We start from the raw sequence: 17,725 nt of genomic DNA on the forward strand, positions 1-17,725 counted from the left end.
CGCTATCATTGCGACGCCGCTGTTTGATCTCAAAGGTCTGTGCGAATCGGGATCAGCAGGGTAGTATTACAAGCTGCTGGGGGTTATTTTTCGGTCAACGCTGACTATAATTTACACAATCATGCTGCGCTGCCCCTGAGACAAAACTTATTAAAGATAAAAAACGTTTTTATAAAAACGTATAGGAGACAAAAAAATGTATACCCATCTCACCCCTCTGATTCCGGCCATTCTCGCAATGCCAAATTATCTTTCCAGTTAAATGGACGGATGTCCCTCAACGGCACTAGGATTTTTATCCTGCGTGCCGTTTTTGTATCGGGAATGATTTTGCTGTGTTGCCTTTGACATGGTCGCAGTAGTGTTCTGACCGATTTGAACCGAACTACAGATAGAACAAGGAAATTATGGATATCTTTATCCAACAAGTTATCAACGGCTTGGTGCTGGGAAGCATGTATGCGTTGATCGCCCTCGGCTACACGATGGTGTACGGCGTCTTAAATCTTATTAACTTTGCGCACGGCGACATCCTGATGATCGGCGCGATGGTTGGTTTGTCGATCCTCAAACTGGTGCAAAACTACGCCCCGGATTTGCCCGGCATCGTCAAATTGATCATTGCGATCGTCGGCGCGATTCCGGTCTGCGTCATCGTCAGCCTGATCATTGAACGGGTCGCCTACCGTCCGCTGCGCACTGCGCCGCGACTGGCACCGTTGATCACAGCGATCGGCGTTTCGATCCTGCTGCAGACTTTTGCGATGATGATCTGGGGCCGCAGCCCGCTGCCGGTGCCGCAAGTCATGCCGTCCGATCCTATCCATGTGTTGGGCGCATTGATTTCGCCGACCCAGGTCATGCTGCTGGTATTGGCAACATTGTCGATGGTTGGACTGGTTCTGCTGGTTGAGAAAACCAAAATGGGACGCGCCATGCGTGCCACAGCAGAAAATCCACGGGTCGCAGGCCTGATGGGCGTCGATTCCAATCGCGTCATCGTGATGACCTTTGCCATCGGCGCCGCGCTGGCCGCAGTGGCTGGAGTGATGTGGGGTGCAAATTATTCGTCCGCACAATTCGCCATGGGGTTCGTGCCTGGCTTGAAAGCGTTCTCTGCAGCGGTATTGGGCGGAATCGGCAATATTTACGGCGCCATGCTGGGCGGCATTCTGCTCGGCCTGATCGAAAGTCTCGGCGCCGGTTACATCGGCGATTTCACCGGTAATTTCCTCGGCAGTAATTATCAGGATATTTTCGCATTCATCGTACTGATCATCGTACTGACGCTACGGCCGTCCGGCATCATGGGCGAACGCGTCGCCGATCGCGCTTAATCGCAGAGGAAATTTCATGGCTCATTATTTCGATACTAAAAAGAACCCGGTCAAGGCTTACACCAGCCTGGCTGCCCTCGGCATTTTGCTGGTGGTCTTCCCGTTTGTTGCCGCCAATTACGGCAATTCCTGGGTCCGCATCATAGACTTTGCGTTGTTGTACATCATGCTGGCGCTGGGTCTTAACATCGTGGTCGGTTTTGCCGGTCTGCTCGATCTTGGTTACATCGCGTTCTACGCAATCGGCGCCTACATGACCGGTCTGCTGGCATCGCCGCAGTTCGCGTCGGTACTGGAGTCCTTCGTCAATACCTATCCCGCCGTCGGCCAGTTCCTGGTGACGGTGTGCGGACCGCAAATTGTCCAGAACGGCATTCATCTGTCGCTGTGGGTGATCGTGCCGCTGGGAGCGGCGCTGGCAGGGATGTTTGGCGCAATCCTGGGAGCGCCGACGCTGAAGCTACGCGGCGACTACCTGGCCATCGTGACGCTCGGCTTTGGCGAAATCATCCGGATCTTCATGAATAACCTGAACGCTCCAGTGAATATCACCAATGGTCCGCAGGGGATCAATTTGATTGATCCGATTCGTATCTTCGGCGTCTCGCTGGCTGGCGAGCGCGGCTCCAATGCAACGGTTTATCTGGGCGGTTATGGCATGCCATCCGTGAATGCCTATTACTTCCTGTTCCTGGTGCTGTGCATTGCGATCATTTTCATTTCGGTACGCTTGCAGCATTCGCGGCTTGGTCGCGCCTGGGTTGCGATCCGGGAAGATGAAATTGCCGCCAAGGCGATGGGGATCAATACCCGTAACATGAAATTGCTGGCTTTCACCATGGGCGCCTCGTTCGGCGGCGTGGCCGGCGCCATGTTTGCGTCGTTCCAGGGCTTTGTGTCGCCGGAGTCGTTCTCGCTGACCGAGTCGATTGCGGTGCTGGCGATGGTGGTGCTGGGCGGGATGGGACATATTCCAGGCGTCGTGCTCGGCGGCATATTGCTGGCCGCATTGCCGGAAGTGTTGCGGCACACGGTGGAACCGATTCAGATGGCAATTTTCGGGAAAATCCTGATTGACGCCGAAGTGCTGCGCCAGTTGCTGTACGGTCTGGCCATGGTCGTCATCATGCTGACCCGCCCATCCGGCCTGTGGCCTGCACCGAAACACGAGGATCGGCCCGATGCCGATATGGATAAACCAACCCCGGCAACGGGCGTGGTACCGGCTTAAGGAGATCTCATGAGCGCACAAACTATTCTAAATATCTCCGGCGTCAATAAACGATTTGGCGGCTTGCAGGCATTGTCCGAAGTCAACATCAAGATTCTTAAAGGCCAGATTTATGGCCTGATCGGACCGAACGGCGCCGGCAAGACGACTTTCTTTAACGTCCTCACCGGCCTCTATCAAGCCGATACCGGCTCCTTTGAGTTGGCAGGCAAACCGTATTCGCCTTCGGCCCCGCATGAAGTGGCAAAAGCCGGTATCGCGCGTACTTTCCAGAACATCCGCCTGTTTGGCGAGATGACGGTACTGGAAAACGTCATGGTCGGCTGCCATGTGCGTACCGAGCAGGGCGTGTTCGGCGCGGTGTTCCGGCACAAGAAGGCGCGCGACGAAGAGGCTGCGATTCGCAAGCGTTCACAGGAACTGCTCGATTTCGTCGGCATCGGCCGCTTTGGCGAGCGCACTGCGCGCCATTTGTCCTACGGCGATCAACGCCGTCTGGAAATTGCGCGAGCGCTGGCTACCGAGCCGCAACTGCTGGCACTGGATGAGCCTGCCGCCGGCATGAACGCGACTGAAAAATTGGCCCTGCGCGAGTTGCTGGTCAAAATCAAGAATGAAGGAAAAACCATTTTGTTGATCGAACATGATGTCAAATTGATGATGGGCTTGTGCGACCGCTTGACGGTACTGGATTACGGCAAGCCGATTGCAGAAGGACTGCCGGCTGAAATCCAGAAAAATACAGCTGTGATCGAAGCCTACCTGGGAGGTGGTCACTAATGGCAACCAATAATATTCTGCGTGTCAGCAACCTCAAGGTTGCATACGGCGGCATCCAGGCGGTCAAGGGCGTCAGTCTGGAAGTCAACGAAGGCGAGCTGGTAACGCTGATTGGCGCCAACGGCGCCGGCAAAACCACGACTCTGAAAGCAATCACCGGCACCCTGCCGCAATGCCGGGTCGATGGCGAAATGCATTACTTGGGGAAGGCGACCAAGGGCATCAATTCATTCAATCTGGTCAAGCAAAAGCTGGCCATGGTACCGGAAGGGCGCGGCGTGTTCACGCGCATGAGCATCCTTGAAAACCTGTTGATGGGAGCTTACACGCGGGACGACAAGGCTGGCATTGCGGCTGACGTCGACAAATGGTTTGGCGTTTTCCCGCGCCTGAAAGAGCGTGCTGCGCAAATGGCCGGCACCTTGTCCGGCGGTGAGCAGCAGATGCTGGCAATGGCGCGGGCATTGATGAGTCATCCAAAGCTGCTGTTGCTGGATGAGCCGTCGATGGGGCTGTCGCCGATCATGGTCGAAAAGATCTTTGAGGTCATCCGCAACGTCTCGGCACAAGGCATCACGATCCTGCTGGTCGAGCAGAACGCCAAACTGGCGCTGCAAGCGGCGCATCGGGCCTACGTGATGGATTCCGGCCTGGTGACGATGAGCGGTCATGCCAAGGAGATGCTGGACGATCCGAAGGTCAAGGCGGCTTATCTGGGTGAATAACCAGAACGACGGGGTGGGCTGTTCCGAGCCCACCAACAAAAAAGGAGCCGATGGCTCCTTTTTTGTTGGCTAGTCGTTTGTCTTATATTGATCAACCAGTCTGCAAGGTGCGTAGACAGACAATCGCCTGGTGTTGCGCTTGACTGCCGTCGCGGCTATATGACGGGTTCTGGCTTGCTAACGATATACGGTCATATCGAGGAAATGCTTGACGATCCGAAGGCTAAGGCAGCTTATCCAGGTGAATAATACGCACGACCGTATTGGAGGGCGCCTCGAAAAACCTACCGCAGGGTTTGGCAAGCCCGCCAATCCCGGGCCTGTGATGCTCGCCCGCTCCGTACGGCTGCAGGTGTTGCAACTTCGTCGCCCCGATCTTGGGCCGCTCGCTACGGTTTTTCGAGGTGTCCTGGAGTTTTCTGAGACAAGCAATAAAAAAGGAGCCATTGGCTCCTTTTTTATTGCTGGTAATGCGCGGTTAATGCTGTTCAAACAGTGCAGCGTGACCAGTAATAGCTTTGTACAACGTCTTGCTTAAGCCTCGGCCGGTGCCCGGTTGGCATCGGCCGGCGATGCCGCCTGTAATGGACGTGACTTTGGAGTTGCCATTGGCGTCGTGATGTTGCCGGCCAGCGGCACTTTCTTGCCGGTCGCAACCTCTTGCAGGCGTCGATATTCGGCCAGTACCTTGGAGCCGTAGCCGCCGTCGTTGGCAAAAGCAGCGGCGCCGACATAGCGTTTCAGGCCGGCTTCAACCGAACCGCCCTGGGTCACGTAATCCTTCAGGATCATCGAGCCCACCTTGATATTGGCGGCCGGGGTCAGTGCAGCCTTGATGCCGCCCAGATTTTCGAACTTCTCTTCATGTACCTTCGACATGACCTGCATCAGGCCTTGAGCGCCGACCGGGCTTTCAGCAAACGGATTCAGACCCGATTCGATTGCCATTACGGCCAGGATCAGCAGCGGATCGAGCTTGGTTTCCCGTGCCGTCTTGTATGCAGTGCTGACAAACACGTTGGTGGCATCGCCGGCTACGCGGTAGCGCTTGGATAGCCAGCTCGTCACCCATTGTTGCTGGCGCGAGTTGTCGACCGGCTTGATCACTTTGTCGGATAACGCGACCAGTTGCGCAGGACGGGTGGTGTCGGCAGCGCTGGTCGGATTGACCTGCTTTTGAGCTTGCAAGTCCGGCTGGCTGTTGACCGCCGGAGTGACATTCTGGGTGCTGGCGAACAGCGACGTTGTCTTCAACTGATCGACTACACTCGGCTTGAGCAACACGGCTGCAACCGTGGCGATCGCGAGCAGGGCGGTCAGCAATACGGTGATGCGGGTGGCGGCGATGAAGCCGCTGATGGAATTGCCGGTGACCGATGCCCAGTTTGCTGAATGGGCTTTGAATTGTTTTGAATAGGCGAACGTTGTCCCGCCTGGTAGAGCCTTGATAGATCTTGCTAACATTAAACCTCCTGAATCGTCGCGATGCATTCAGGCCCCTTAAAACTAGCAAGGGCAAAAAACTGAATTCTGCGTGCATCGTAATCAATATCGCCTGGGCGTCGCATGCTTGCGTAGCGCCGAAACGTCGTTGTTGTTTGCAATTGAGTGGCGGTGACAGGCTGCAGTAGAGTGAGAGCGCTGTGCCAATGCAAACAACTTGTTCGGGGGAGAAGGCTGACGCCTTTTGAAAAACACTCCTTAAAATGTCATATGGGACCCCGATCCCGTGAGTATTGAGAACCGAATTAAAATCGCTTTTCTGGCGATGCGGCTTCATCAAGCTGGGCGCATTGTAGGGGGCTGTTTATATCGAGTCAATACTATAAAATAAAAAAGCTATTACTTTTGTATCTAATGAATGCCTGTCGATTGCAGCAAAAGTCAATAAAATCAAGCGCTTGGCTCAAATGCCTGAATCCTGGGCTTCACATTCAAAAACAATCTAAAAAACATGAAATATTCAGATTTGCGGGATTTTATTGTCAAATTGGAACAAATGGGGGAGCTGAAACGGGTTTCGACGCCGATTTCACCCTATTTGGAGATGACAGAAGTCTGTGACCGCACCTTGCGTGCGGCCGGACCCGCGCTTCTATTCGAGCAGCCGACCGGCCATACGATACCTGTATTGGGCAATTTATTCGGCACGCCGCGCCGTGTGGCGCTTGGCATGGGGACCGATGATGTGAGCGAATTGCGGCGCATCGGCCATGTGCTGGCAATGCTGAAAGAGCCGGAGCCGCCCAAGGGTTTTAAGGACATCCTCGGGCTTGGCACCTTGGTCAAATCGTTGTGGGACATGGCGCCGAAAGAGCATCGTTCGGCCGCCTGCCATGACATCGTGTGGGAGGGTAACGATGTCGACCTGGCGAAACTGCCGATTCAGCACTGCTGGCCGGGCGACATCGCGCCGTTGATTACCTGGGGCTTGGTGATTACCAAAGGGCCGCATAAGAAGCGGCAGAATCTCGGCATTTACCGGCAGCAGGTGATTGCGCGTAACAAGGTGATCATGCGCTGGCTGGCGCATCGCGGCGGTGCGCTCGATTTTCGCGAGCACGCGCTGGCCACCGGCGGCAAGCCGTATCCAGTGGCGGTCGCGCTGGGCGCCGACCCGGCTACTATATTAGGTGCGGTAACGCCGGTGCCGGATAGCTTGTCCGAATATCAGTTCGCCGGACTGCTGCGCGGCAGCCGGACCGAGTTGGTCAAAGCCATCGGCAGCGAACTGCGGGTGCCGGCCTCGGCCGAAATCGTATTGGAAGGCCACATCAATCCCGACCCATCACACCCGTCCGGCTACGAAATGGCGCTGGAAGGGCCGTTCGGCGATCACACCGGCTATTACAACGAGCAAGACTGGTTTCCGGTGTTTACCATCGACCGCATCACGATGCGGCGTTCGCCGATTTACCACTCCACCTACACCGGCAAACCGCCGGATGAGCCTGCGGTGCTGGGGGTGGCGCTGAACGAGGTATTTATTCCGCTATTGCAGAAGCAGTTTTCCGAGATCACCGATTTCTACTTGCCGCCGGAAGGGTGCAGTTACCGGATGGCGGTGGTCCAGATGAAGAAAGCTTATCCAGGCCATGCCAAGCGGGTGATGTTTGGCGTCTGGAGCTTTTTGCGTCAATTCATGTATACCAAGTTCATCGTGGTGGTCGATGAAGATGTCAATATCCGCGACTGGAACGAAGTCATTTGGGCGATTACCACCCGCGTCGATCCGATCCGCGATACCACGCTGGTCGATCACACGCCGATTGATTATCTCGATTTTGCCTCGCCGGTCAGTGGTCTCGGCAGCAAAATGGGGATTGATGCCACCAACAAATGGACTGGTGAAACCAGCCGCGAATGGGGCCGCACGATCAGCATGACGGATGAGGTCAAGGCCAGGGTCGATCAAATCTGGCAGGAATTGGGTTTGTAATAGCGAAACATGCAAAGAAATGACTGCCTAGGCACAAAAAGCGCTGGCAGTCATTTCATGTTGATGTACAATGCACCCCGGCGGGCCCCTGCGCATTGTGGCATGGTCAACCTGGTCAGGTCGGGAACGAAGCAGCCACAGCCATTTCCTGCAAGTGCCGCAGACAAGGCTCGCCTCTTTCCTCAGTTCTCCGTTTCATTCCCCCATTGTTTATTGCCCCCGGCGCCTGCTTGCGCGAGCGGGATGCAAAAGCCTATCGTCGTCACGCCATCAGCGCTATCGGCAAACACGCTGCCGCCATGCATGTTGGCAATCGCCTTGACGATCGCCAGACCGAGGCCGTGGCCGTGATATTGGTTCTGGTCTTGATGTTGATCGTTGCGTGCGGGATCGACCCGGTAAAAGCGATCGAACAAGCGCTGCAAATGGTGTGCGGCAATCGCCTGGCCGGGGTTGGATACCGCCACCCGGATCAGATTCGGCTGCTGCGTGATATTGACCAGAATCTCGGCGCCGGCATGCGAGTGCTGAATCGCATTGTGCAGCAGATTGCTCATCGCGCGCCGGAACAGTGCGGTCTCGATCGAGGCTTCGGCCGCGACATCGCCGCCTATCCTGACCGTCATTTTGGCGTCATCCAGCACGAATTCAAAAAACTCGATGGTCTTGTCGATTTCCTGCGCGATCGCGGTGCGGGTGAGGCTGGTTGCCGGTTCGCCCTGATCGGCGCGCGCCAGGAACAGCATGTCATTGATGATAGAGCGCAAACGCTCCAGCTCCTCCAGGTTCGACTGCAGCACCTCTTCGAATTGCGCTGCGCTGCGTTGGCGCGACAAGGCCACCTGGGTGGCGCCGATCAGGTTGGCCAGCGGCGTCCGCAGTTCATGGGCGACATCGGCATTGAAAGCTTCAAGCTGATGGTAGGCGCCCTCCATCCGTTCCAGCGCGCCGTTGAAGGCGACCGTCAGGTCCGACAATTCGGCCGGCAGCGGCGAAATGTGCAGTCGCTGCGATAGGGTGCGCGGGCCGATCGCCTGCGCCTCGTTCGACAATTGTTTCAGCGGCCGCAGGCCGACCCGGGCGATCCAGTAGCCCAGCAGCATGACCAGCAGCACGCCGCTGAGCGACAGGCTGACCAGCGCAATCACGAAGGCCCGCATGGTATGTATGTAAGGCGCCGCATCGACTGCCACGATCAATCGGATCGGCGGCCGCGCCAGATAGGGGGCAATGGTTTTGCTCAAGGTGTGCAGCGGATATTCGCGATGGCGCAGCACCATGGTCCCGATACCGTTCGGATTACGCTCGATCCGGTCTATGTCGGCCAGGTCTTTGCCGTATTGAAAGCGCGGATCGTCGCTCAAGATCCAGTAGCGGACGCTGCCGTCCGCCGGTGTCAGCGTATCCAGTTTGGCTTGCACATGCGACCAGCGCTCGGTGTCGCCGGCACGCCCGATCATGTATTGCATGTCTTGTATGCGGGTCGTCAATTCATCCTGCTGATGACGCGCCAGCTCGCGTTTCAGCACGCCGTACAAGGCCGCGCCGATCAGCGAAAAAATCACCAGCGCAGCCACGGCAAACATCGCGACCAGGCGGACTGTGATTGAACGTTTCATTCAGCGCTTTCTATGTTGCGCGGTTCCAGCACATAGCCCATGCCGCGGATGGTGTGCAGCAGCTTGGGGCTGAACGGCGCGTCTATCTTGGCGCGCAAGCGCTTGATGGCGACCTCGACAACGTTCGTGTTGCTGTCGAAATTCATATCCCAGACCAGCTCGGCGATCGCGGTTTTCGACAGGATTTCGCCTTGCCGCCGGGCCAATACCGCCAGCAAGGAAAACTCTTTGGCGGTCAGGTCGATCCGGGTACCGCCGCGATAGGCTTTGCGGCTGATCAAATCAATCTGCAAATCGCCGATGCGCAATTGCGCCGGTTCCAGTGCGCGGCCGCGCCGCGTCAGCGCTTGCAGCCGGGCCAGCAGTTCGAGGAAGGAAAACGGTTTGACCAGGTAATCGTCGGCGCCGCCCTGCAAGCCCTTGATCCGGTCTTCGACCCGGTCGCGCGCGGTCAGCATGATGACCGGCGTTTGTTTGATGGCGCGCAGCGCATGCAATACCGAAAACCCATCCAGTCCGGGCAGCATCACATCCAGCACGATGACGTCGTAATCGTGCTGCAATGCCAGGTGCTGACCGTCGATGCCGTTATGCGCGACATCCACCGCGCAACCCTGCTCAGTCAGTCCCTTGTGCAGATAGTCGGCAGTCTTCAACTCATCTTCGACAATCAGGATTTTCATTGGGGGAGGGCTCCGGGTTTGACTTAAGGCTCGAGTGATTTTCTCGCTTGATTATTTGGAATCTAACATGAGCGCGGCGCTGCTCGCTTTACGCGCGCTGCGCGCTTCATTGCGCCGCATGAACCAGTAATGAGCGCGATCCAGGTACAGGTACACCACCGGCGTGGTGAACAAGGTCAGCGCTTGCGACAGTATCAGGCCGCCGACCATCGCATAGCCCAGCGGCTGCCGCAATTCCGAGCCGGAGCCGTGACTCAGCATCAGCGGCAAGCCGCTCAACAACGCGCACATGGTGGTCATCATGATGGGGCGGAAGCGCAACAGGCAGGCTTGATAAATCGCTTCATCCGGCGTCAAGCCATGCTCGCGTTCGGCGGTCAGCGCGAAGTCGATCATCATGATGCCGTTTTTCTTGACGATGCCGATCAGCAGGATGATGCCGATCAGCGCGATCACGCTGAAGTCATAGCCGCCGGCCATCAGGATCAACAGCGCACCGACCCCGGCCGACGGCAGGGTCGACAAAATCGTCAGCGGATGGATATAGCTTTCGTACAGCAGGCCGAGCACGATATACACCGCGATCAAGGCCGCGGCGATCAAATACGGCTGCGACGCCAGCGACTCGCCGAAAGCCTTGGCGGTGCCCTGGAACGCACCGCTCAGCGTCGACGGCACGTTCATTTCAGCCTGCGCTTTCTGGATCGCATCGACAGCGTCGCCGAGCGCGACATTCGGCGCCAGATTGAACGAGATCGTCACCGCCGGGAACTGGCCTTGATGGCTGATCGACAGATAGGCGGTCTGATTGGTGTCGATCGAGACGATGGTCGACAACGGCACTTGCTGGCCGGTCAGCGGCGAGGTCAGGTAAAGCTTGCTGAACAAATCCGGGTCCTGCTGCAACTTCGGCGTGACTTCCAGCACCACGTGATAGCTATTGATCTGGGTGAAATACTGGGCGACCTGGCGTTGGCCGATGGCGTCATAAATGGTGGCATCGATCAGCGCCGGCGAAATGCCGAAACTGGAAGCGCGCGCGCGGTCGATGGTCAGGGTCGCGGTGGCCGCCGCATTTTGCTGATCGGAGGCGACATCGGTCAATTGCGGCAAGCTGCGGAAGCGGGTCAGCAGCTTCGGCGCCCAGGTATTCAGTTCGTCCAGGTTGGAGTCGGTCAGCGTGTACTGATATTGCGTGCGCGCCAGGCGGCCGCCGACATTGATGTCCTGGCCCGCCTGCAGGAACAGGTTGACTCCTTGCACTTGCGCCAGCTGCGGCCGCAAGCGGGCAATCACCTGGTCGGCGCTGGCGCTGCGGCCTTCATCTTTCGGTTTCAGGCTGATGAAGAAATTGCCGGTATTGAAGGTGTTCTGGCCGCCGCTCATGCCGAAGCCGGTGACGTCGGGGTCCTTGCGGATAATGTCGGCCAGCTTGATCATGCGTTCATTCATCGACGCAAACGAGGCGTCCTGGGCCGATTCGGCAAAACCGAAAACAAAGCCGGTATCCTGCTGCGGAAAGAAGCCTTTCGAAATCCCGATGAACAGCAATACCGTGGTCGCCACGGTCGCGAAGAACACCATCAGCGTGCTGAACTGGTGGCGCAATACGAACTGCAGGCCGCGCTTGTAGCCATTCAGCATGGCGTCGAAACCGCGCTCGAACAGCTGATACAGACGGCCATGCGATTCGGCGGCATGCGGTTTCAAAAAGCGCGAGCACAGCATCGGCGTCAATGTCAGCGAAATCGCGACCGAGACCGCAATCGTCAAGGTCACGGTCACCGCGAATTCACGGAACAGGCGACCGACAATCCCGCCCATCAGCAGCAATGGGATGAACACCGCCACCAGCGATACCGAAATCGAAATGATCGTGAAGCCGATCTCGCCCGCGCCTTTGTAGGCTGCCTCCATCGGCGACATGCCTTGTTCGACGTAGCGGTAAATATTTTCCAGCATCACGATCGCATCATCGACCACGAAGCCGACCGAGATGGTGAGCGCCATCAGCGACAGGTTGTCCAGGCTGAAGCCGGCCAGATACATGACGCCGGCAGTGCCCATCAGCGCCAGCGGCACGGTGACGCTGGGGATCAGCGTCGCCGGGACGTTGCGCAGGAACAGGAAAATCACCAGCACCACCAGTGCGATGGTCAGCATCAGGGTGAATTCGACATCCAGCACCGAGGCCCGGATAGTCTGGGTGCGGTCGATCAGGGTATTCACATGCACGGTCGGCGGAATCGCCGCCTGCAGCCGCGGCATTGCCTGTTTGATGCGGTCCACGGTGTCGATCACATTGGCGCCCGGCTGCTTGGTAATCGCCAGCACGATCGAGCGGCCGTTGGTGATGGTATTGTCGGCCGCTGCCGCAGCGCCGGCATAAGCCCAGCCGGCGACTTTGAGGTTTTCCGGCGCATCGATCGCGACGCCGATGTCCCGCACCCGGATCGGCGCGCCGTTCTTGTAGGCCAGCACCATGTCGTTCCACGGTGCGGCGCTCAACAGCTGATCATTGGTGTAGACGGTAAAGCTCTGCTTGCGGCCGTCCACTGTCCCTTTGGGTTGATTGACGGTGGTGGACGCGATCACGCCGCGTATATCTTCCAGGCTCATGCCCATCGCGGCCAGCTTGGTCGGATCGACCTGGATCCGGATCGCCGGCTTTTGGGCGCCGCCGATATTCACCAGGCCAACCCCCTGGATCTGCGAAATCTGCTGCGCCAGGATGTTGTCGGCATAGTCATTCACCTTGATCAAGGGCAGCGCATCGGATTGCACCGCCATCACCATGATCGGCGAATCGGCCGGATTGACCTTGCGGAAGGTCGGCGGGTTCGGCAGGTTGGCCGGCAACTGGCCGGTGGAGGCATTGATCGCCGCCTGGACGTCGAGCGCAGCGGCGTCGATGTTGCGGTTGAGATCAAACTGCAAGGTGATTTGCGACGAGCCGAGGGCGCTGGTCGAGGTCATTTGCGACAGCCCTGCAATCAGCGAAAATTGACGCTCCAGCGGTTGCGCCACGCTCGATGCCATGGTTTCCGGACTGCCGCCGGGCAGGTTGGCCGACACTTGAATCGTCGGGAAGTCGACTTGCGGCAAAGGTGCGACCGGCAGCAGCGGCCAAGCGGCGACGCCGGCCAGCAAAATCGCCAGCGACAGCAGCGTGGTGCCGATCGGGCGCTGGATGAAAGCGGCGGAAATGCTCACTTGGCGCTTCCTTTCACTGGCGTGCCGGCAGCAGCCGTAGCTGCGGCGGACTCGACAATTTTGGCGCCGGGTTTCAATTTGTACTGACCATCCAGCACCACCCGTTGTCCCGCCTGCAGACCTTGATCGATGACGGCGATGCCATCCTGGATATTGGCGACCCGGATCGCTTGCATCTGCGCCGTATTATCGGGATTGATCACATACGCGTAGGTGCCGTCCTGGCTGCGCTGCACCACGGCGGCGGGCACAGTCAGCGCTTGTTTGCGGTCGCCCAGCACCAGCCGCACGTTCACATATTGGCCCGGCCACAGCACATGCGACGGATTCTCGAACACCCCCTTCAATTGCACGGTGCCGGTGCTGGTGTCGATCTGGTTGTTGAGCAGCGTCAGCTTGCCTTGAGCCAGTAGCTGGTCGCTATTGCGCAAATAAGTCTGCACGCTCAGCGGCTGCTGGCTGGCATGCAATGCAGCGTTAATGCTCTGGAAACTTTCTTCCGGCAGGGTGAATGCCACCGCAATCGGATTGATCTGATTAATCACCACCAAGCCATTCGGATCGGCGGCATGGATGATGTTGCCCGGATCGACCAGCCGTGCGCCGACCCGGCCGCTGATCGGCGCCACGATGCTGGTAAAGCTCAGCTGTACCTTGGCAAAGTTGATTTGCGCCTCGTCGGCTTTCACCGCGGCTTCCAGTTGCGCCACTTGCGCCCGTTGCGTATCCAGCGTTTGCTGGGTCGCCGCATCTTGCTGCTGCAAGGTGGTGTAGCGCTGCAGGTCCAGCCTGGCGTTGGCCAGCTGCGCCTGGTCCTTGGCTTTTTGTGCCTGTACCTGCGCCAGTTGCGCCTGCAAGGTGCGCGGATCGATCTGCGCCAGCAATTGACCCGCCTTGACCTCCTGACCTTCGACAAAACCGATCTTGTCGAGCTGGCCGTCAATCCGCGCCTTGACCGTCACGCTGGCATTGGCGGCGACGGTGCCGACCCCGGACAGGTACAGCGGTACATCTTGCTGCTTGACCGCGACGGTGGTGACGGCGACCGCGGGTGCTGCGGCGTTGACCGGCGCGGCGGCGCCGGCCCTGTGCATCAGGCCCCAGCCGGCAGCGCCGGCCAGAATCAGGATGGCGGCGGCGATCAACAGGGTTGAGCGCGATGTGGAAAGTGGGGTAGTCATGTTGTCAGCTCAGGAAATCAATTTGCAGTGTTTTTTTGCGATGGGTTCGCGGCAGCCAGTTGGGTCGCATCCCAACCGCCGCCGACGGCCTTGATCAGCGCCACGCTGGCGATCAGCCGGCGGCCCAACAGCTGCACCAAGGTGCGTTCGTTGGCGAGCGCCAGTGTTTGCGCCGTCACCACCCCCAGATAGGTGGCGGTGCCGGCCCGGTACTGGCTCAGCGCCAGTTGTTCGGCCAGTTGCGCAGCCTTGACTGCTTGCTCCTGCACCACCGTTTCCTGCTCCAGCACGCCGAGTGTCGCCAGGTTGTCCTCGACTTCCTGGAAGCCGCTCAGCACGGTTTGTTTGTATTGCGCCACCGTGACGTCATACGCCGCCACCGCCTGCGCATTGCGGGCGCGCCGCAAGCCGCCGTCGAACAGGGTTTGCGCCAACGCGGCGCCGAGCGACCAGACCCGGCTCGGGGTGGTGAACCATTGCGCCAGGCTGGCCGCATTGAAACCGCCGCTGGCGCTCAACATCAGGGTCGGGAAATAAGCAGCCCTGGCGACGCCGATGCTGGCATTGGCGACCGCCACATGGCGTTCGGCGCTGGCGATATCGGGACGTCGTTCCAGCAGTTCGGACGGCAGGCCGGTCGGAATCGCCGGCAAGTGCGCCGCAAGTTGCTTCAGATGTTGCGGATCCGACGCCGCTGGCGGCAACGAGAATTCGGCCGGCGCCTTGCCGCTCAAGATCGCGATCGCATGTTCCAACTGGCTGCGTTGCGCTTGCAGGTCAATCGCCTGCGCTTCCGCCGTTCTCAACTGGCTTTCCGCCAGCGCCACATCCGAGCGCAGGGCGACGCCGACCGCATACTGGCTTTGCGTCAGTTTGTACGAGCGGGTGTAGGCGGCGGCGGTGCGCGCATATAAGTCTTGCAGCAAGTCGGTCACGCGCAGTTGCAGATAGTCTTGCGCCAAGGTGGCCTGGATGCTGAGCCGCGCCGCGGCCAGATCGGCCGCGCTGGCCTGGCTGCCGGCGTTGCCCGCTTCGGCCGCGCGCCGCACGCTGCCCCAGATGTCGGGCTCCCAACTGGCATTGACGGCGGCGCTGTAGCCGTTGCTGAGTTTGATGCCATTGCTATTGCCCAGGGCGCGATCGACGCCGGCATTGACGCCGATGCTGGGCCAGAAGCCGGCGCGGGCGGCATCGGCAGCGGCGCGTGCCTGTCGATACTGCGCTTCGGCCTGGTGAATATTCTGGTTGGCTTGCATGGCTTGCAATATCAGCGCATTCAGCGTGCTGTCGCCGTACATTTCCCACCAGTTATGGTTGGGATCGATTTGTTTCGGTTCGGCCGTCTTCCACAGCCCGCTCTCTTTATATGTCGACGGCGTGTCCATGACGGGGCGAACGTAATCGGGTCCGACCGCGCAGCCTGCCAGCCATACTGCCAGCGCGGATGCGATGATGCGGCTAGTGAGCGGGCCGCTTGGTTTGAATGAATGCATGAGGTTCGTGATTGAGCTGTTCGGGCGGCAATAGGCATGCCGCCGGACCGGTATGCCGATCGTGTCACTGTAGGCGTCGCTGCGGTACTTCAGGCTGTCGCAAAAATGACAAATTTGTCAGTTTCGGCGATGCGAATGCGGCATTGGATTTTTTGGCGAAACCGGCACGTTTGAAGGGGATGGGAGAAGTTAAGCGGCGCTATGCCAAGTTTCTCATATGAAATTATTTGTTGGTCGGAAGATGAATGACGGCGAAGGAGGGAAGCGATTCGATCGATTTTAAGAAACGATTCCGGATATTTAGCCAACTGTTTGAGGTATAATTCGCATTTCCCGCATGTGCCGTTCGGCACCTTCTGTAATGACTAAGTTTGTATTTGTTACTGGCGGCGTCGTGTCTTCCCTTGGTAAAGGGATTGCCGCCGCCTCTCTCGCTGCGATCTTGGAATCGCGCGGTCTAAAAGTCACCCTTCTTAAACTAGATCCGTACATCAACGTCGATCCAGGCACCATGAGCCCGTTCCAGCACGGCGAAGTGTTTGTGACCGACGATGGCGCCGAAACCGATCTCGACCTTGGCCACTATGAGCGTTTCATTACGGCCAAAATGAAGAAGGTGAATAATTTCACCACCGGTCAGATCTACGAATCGGTTATCCGCAAGGAACGCCGCGGCGAATATCTCGGCAAGACGGTGCAGGTCATCCCCCATATCACTAACGAAATCCAGGACTACATCTATCGTGGCGCCGAAGGTTTCGACGTTGCATTGGTGGAAATCGGCGGTACCGTCGGCGATATCGAATCGCTGCCGTTCCTCGAAGCCGCGCGTCAGCTGAGCCTGCGCGCCGGCCGCAAGGCAGCCGCGTTCGTGCATCTGACGCTGGTGCCGTACCTGGTCTCGGCGGGTGAATTGAAAACCAAGCCGACCCAGCATAGCGTGCAGAAATTGCGCGAAATCGGCATTTCGCCGGATGCCTTGCTGTGCCGCGCCGACCGTCCGATCCCGGATGACGAGCGGGCCAAGATTTCCCTGTTCTCGAATGTCCAGGGCGACGCCGTGATTTCGGTGTGGGACGCCGACACGATCTACAAGATTCCGCAAATGCTGCACGATCAGGGGCTGGATGCGATCGTCTGCGAAAAGCTCGGGCTGTCGCCGAAACCGGCCGATCTGTCGATGTGGACCAAGCTGGTGCATGCACTGGAAAATCCGGCTCACGAAGTCACCATCGGCATGGTCGGCAAATATGTCGACCTGACCGAGTCTTACAAATCGTTGACCGAAGCATTGCGTCACGCCGGCATCCACACCGGCAGCCGGGTCAATATCGAATACCTGGATTCCGAAGAAATCGAAGTCAACGGCAGCGCTGCATTGGCTAAATACGATGCGGTGCTGGTGCCGGGCGGTTTTGGCAAGCGCGGCGTCGAAGGCAAGATTGCCGCAGCCCGTTTTGCCCGCGAAAACAAGATTCCGTATCTCGGCATCTGTCTCGGCATGCAGGTTGCGTTGCTCGAATATGCGCGTAACAAGGCTGGTTTGACGCAGGCTAACTCGACCGAATTCGATGAGCAAACCGACCAGCCGGTAGTCGCCCTGATTACCGAGTGGCAGAATCACGACGGCAAGGTTGAATTGCGCGATGTCAATTCCGACCTCGGCGGCACCATGCGGCTTGGCGCCCAGACTTGCGCGGTCAAACCGGGCACCTTGGCCGCTGAAATTTACGGCCCTAGCGTGACCGAGCGTCACCGTCATCGTTACGAAGCCAACAATCATTACCTGGAGCGTATCGAAACCGCCGGTTTGGTGGTGTCGGCCCGCACTCCGACCGAAGATCTGTGTGAAATCATGGAACTGCCGCGCACCGGTGACAACGCTCACCCTTGGTACGTCGGCGTCCAATATCACCCGGAATTCAAGTCGACCCCGCGCGATGGACATCCGTTGTTTATTTCGTTCATCAAGGCTGCGCTGGCACATAAGCAAGCGCTGGCCCAGAAGCTTTAAATTTAACGAA

13 protein-coding genes and 1 other RNA gene are annotated in these 17,725 nt (G+C 58.2%); 8 read left to right on the forward strand and 6 right to left on the reverse strand.

Going from position 1 to position 17,725, the window contains the following annotated elements; translation table 11 throughout:
• Nucleotides 1–407 precede the first annotated feature (407 nt).
• The 5 genes from ACFPM8_RS10500 to ACFPM8_RS10520 all read left to right on the forward strand — a co-directional run bounded on the left by ACFPM8_RS10500 (nt 408) and on the right by ACFPM8_RS10520 (nt 4,611).
• Nucleotides 408–1,337 carry a branched-chain amino acid ABC transporter permease gene (locus ACFPM8_RS10500; RefSeq protein WP_378997491.1) on the forward strand — a complete coding sequence of 310 codons (930 nt, stop codon included), beginning with the start codon at nt 408–410 and terminating at the stop codon, nt 1,335–1,337.
• 16 nt (nt 1,338–1,353) lie between these two features.
• Nucleotides 1,354–2,568 (forward strand): ABC transporter permease subunit, encoded by a 1,215-nt coding sequence (locus ACFPM8_RS10505; protein ID WP_378997492.1) that lies wholly within the window; start codon nt 1,354–1,356, stop codon nt 2,566–2,568.
• A 9-nt stretch (nt 2,569–2,577) separates the two neighbouring features.
• The gene (locus tag ACFPM8_RS10510) at nt 2,578–3,348 is read left to right on the forward strand and encodes an ABC transporter ATP-binding protein (protein WP_378997493.1); all 771 of its coding nucleotides are present in this window, start codon (nt 2,578–2,580) and stop codon (nt 3,346–3,348) included.
• Nucleotides 3,348–4,073, forward strand: coding sequence for an ABC transporter ATP-binding protein (locus ACFPM8_RS10515; RefSeq protein WP_378997494.1), 726 nt, complete (start codon nt 3,348–3,350; stop codon nt 4,071–4,073). Before ACFPM8_RS10510 ends, ACFPM8_RS10515 begins: the two co-directional genes overlap by 1 nt.
• A 241-nt stretch (nt 4,074–4,314) precedes the next feature.
• On the forward strand, nt 4,315–4,611 hold the full coding sequence (locus ACFPM8_RS10520; RefSeq protein ID WP_378997495.1) for a hypothetical protein: 297 nt from the start codon (nt 4,315–4,317) through the stop codon (nt 4,609–4,611).
• On the opposite strand, the gene ACFPM8_RS10525 is transcribed toward ACFPM8_RS10520, so the two are convergent.
• Entirely contained in the window at nt 4,608–5,537 is a 930-nt protein-coding gene (locus tag ACFPM8_RS10525; protein WP_378997496.1) for a transglycosylase SLT domain-containing protein, read from the reverse strand. The two genes, ACFPM8_RS10520 and ACFPM8_RS10525, sit on opposite strands and share 4 nt — an antisense overlap.
• Before the next feature lie 490 nt (nt 5,538–6,027).
• Between ACFPM8_RS10525 and ubiD the strand changes: the two genes are divergently transcribed.
• Complete coding sequence (gene ubiD / locus ACFPM8_RS10530; RefSeq protein WP_378997497.1) at nt 6,028–7,512, forward strand: 4-hydroxy-3-polyprenylbenzoate decarboxylase; 1,485 nt, start codon at nt 6,028–6,030, stop codon at nt 7,510–7,512.
• Between the two features lie 79 nt (nt 7,513–7,591).
• An RNA gene (gene ffs / locus ACFPM8_RS10535) (signal recognition particle sRNA small type) lies at nt 7,592–7,690 on the forward strand.
• A gap of 4 nt (nt 7,691–7,694) precedes the next feature.
• Here ffs and ACFPM8_RS10540 read toward each other — a convergent pair.
• Genes ACFPM8_RS10540 through ACFPM8_RS10560 form a run of 5 tightly spaced genes read right to left on the reverse strand, consistent with a single transcriptional unit; the run spans nt 7,695 to nt 15,701 of the window.
• Complete coding sequence (locus ACFPM8_RS10540; RefSeq protein WP_378997498.1) at nt 7,695–9,131, reverse strand: heavy metal sensor histidine kinase; 1,437 nt, start codon at nt 9,129–9,131, stop codon at nt 7,695–7,697.
• The gene (locus ACFPM8_RS10545) at nt 9,128–9,814 is read right to left on the reverse strand and encodes a heavy metal response regulator transcription factor (protein WP_378997499.1); all 687 of its coding nucleotides are present in this window, start codon (nt 9,812–9,814) and stop codon (nt 9,128–9,130) included. Before ACFPM8_RS10545 ends, ACFPM8_RS10540 begins: the two co-directional genes overlap by 4 nt.
• 51 nt (nt 9,815–9,865) lie before the next feature.
• Entirely contained in the window at nt 9,866–13,027 is a 3,162-nt protein-coding gene (locus ACFPM8_RS10550) for an efflux RND transporter permease subunit (RefSeq protein WP_378997500.1), read from the reverse strand.
• The gene (locus tag ACFPM8_RS10555; RefSeq protein ID WP_378997501.1) at nt 13,024–14,208 is read right to left on the reverse strand and encodes an efflux RND transporter periplasmic adaptor subunit; all 1,185 of its coding nucleotides are present in this window, start codon (nt 14,206–14,208) and stop codon (nt 13,024–13,026) included. The genes ACFPM8_RS10550 and ACFPM8_RS10555 overlap by 4 nt, the downstream gene beginning before the upstream one ends.
• A gap of 17 nt (nt 14,209–14,225) precedes the next feature.
• Nucleotides 14,226–15,701 carry an efflux transporter outer membrane subunit gene (locus tag ACFPM8_RS10560; RefSeq protein WP_378997502.1) on the reverse strand — a complete coding sequence of 492 codons (1,476 nt, stop codon included), beginning with the start codon at nt 15,699–15,701 and terminating at the stop codon, nt 14,226–14,228.
• 361 nt (nt 15,702–16,062) lie between these two features.
• Between ACFPM8_RS10560 and ACFPM8_RS10565 the strand changes: the two genes are divergently transcribed.
• Complete coding sequence (locus ACFPM8_RS10565) at nt 16,063–17,715, forward strand: CTP synthase (RefSeq protein WP_378997503.1); 1,653 nt, start codon at nt 16,063–16,065, stop codon at nt 17,713–17,715.
• The last annotated feature ends 10 nt before the right edge of the window (nt 17,716–17,725 follow it).

Source organism: Paraherbaspirillum soli, from assembly GCF_042654985.1.
GTDB classification, from domain to species: domain Bacteria; phylum Pseudomonadota; class Gammaproteobacteria; order Burkholderiales; family Burkholderiaceae_D; genus Paraherbaspirillum; species Paraherbaspirillum soli.

Excerpts from the sequence above, each read along its gene's own strand:
- ACFPM8_RS10525 (WP_378997496.1), bottom strand. The coding sequence starts at position 5,537 with ATGTTAGCAAGATCTATCAAGGCTCTACCAGGCGGGACAACGTTCGCC.
- ACFPM8_RS10500 (WP_378997491.1), top strand. The coding sequence starts at position 408 with ATGGATATCTTTATCCAACAAGTTATCAACGGCTTGGTGCTGGGAAGC.
- ACFPM8_RS10505 (WP_378997492.1), top strand. The coding sequence starts at position 1,354 with ATGGCTCATTATTTCGATACTAAAAAGAACCCGGTCAAGGCTTACACC.
- ACFPM8_RS10540 (WP_378997498.1), bottom strand. The coding sequence starts at position 9,131 with ATGAAACGTTCAATCACAGTCCGCCTGGTCGCGATGTTTGCCGTGGCT.
- ACFPM8_RS10545 (WP_378997499.1), bottom strand. The coding sequence starts at position 9,814 with ATGAAAATCCTGATTGTCGAAGATGAGTTGAAGACTGCCGACTATCTG.
- ACFPM8_RS10555 (WP_378997501.1), bottom strand. The coding sequence starts at position 14,208 with ATGACTACCCCACTTTCCACATCGCGCTCAACCCTGTTGATCGCCGCC.
- ACFPM8_RS10560 (WP_378997502.1), bottom strand. The coding sequence starts at position 15,701 with ATGCATTCATTCAAACCAAGCGGCCCGCTCACTAGCCGCATCATCGCA.
- ACFPM8_RS10515 (WP_378997494.1), top strand. The coding sequence starts at position 3,348 with ATGGCAACCAATAATATTCTGCGTGTCAGCAACCTCAAGGTTGCATAC.
- ubiD (WP_378997497.1), top strand. The coding sequence starts at position 6,028 with ATGAAATATTCAGATTTGCGGGATTTTATTGTCAAATTGGAACAAATG.
- ACFPM8_RS10565 (WP_378997503.1), top strand. The coding sequence starts at position 16,063 with ATGACTAAGTTTGTATTTGTTACTGGCGGCGTCGTGTCTTCCCTTGGT.
- ACFPM8_RS10510 (WP_378997493.1), top strand. The coding sequence starts at position 2,578 with ATGAGCGCACAAACTATTCTAAATATCTCCGGCGTCAATAAACGATTT.